At 48.1% G+C, this 522-nt stretch carries 1 protein-coding gene; it reads left to right on the top strand.

The window, feature by feature from the left end; translation table 11 throughout:
- The coding region (locus ACS8FC_RS20795; RefSeq protein WP_439298180.1) for an iron chelate uptake ABC transporter family permease subunit at positions 1 to 430 on the top strand (430 nt) is incomplete at its 5' end.
- Positions 431 to 522: the final 92 nt, after the last annotated feature.

Here is a 522-nt window from a genome sequence, read left to right as displayed (position 1 = left end):
CTTGGCAGGTCGTTATGAACTGCTGTGGCTCACGGGTGGACTGTGTGTACTCGCCTATATCATCGCCGATAAGCTAACCATCGTCGGTTTGGGTGACAATATCGCCTTGAACTTGGGTATTAGTAAGCGCCAAGTCACGTGGATTGGCGTGGGTATGGTCGCCATGATGAGTGCCGTTGTGGTCGTGACGGTCGGTATGATTCCTTTTATTGGCCTCGTCGTACCAAATATTGTGAGCCGTCTAATGGGAGATAAGTTACGTCGCAGCTTGCCAGCAGTTGCCCTACTTGGTGCTTCAGCGGTGTTGCTGTGCGATATTATCGGGCGCTCTATTCGCTATCCATTTGAAGTACCGGTCGCCACTATTTTTGGTGTGGTTGGTACAGTGCTATTTTTATGGCTGTTATTACGTGCGCCAGCTGAGCAGTAGCACTATGTCCACTAACATTTGCAGCACTCACTTACCGCCGTTCATTTTTTGCTTGAGTAGATAAGTTTGGCATCATAGGATTTATTTATGTT

The sequence above is a fragment of the Psychrobacter sp. 1Y4 genome, assembly GCF_051847555.1.
This window is presented reverse-complemented; position numbering and strand designations above follow the sequence as displayed.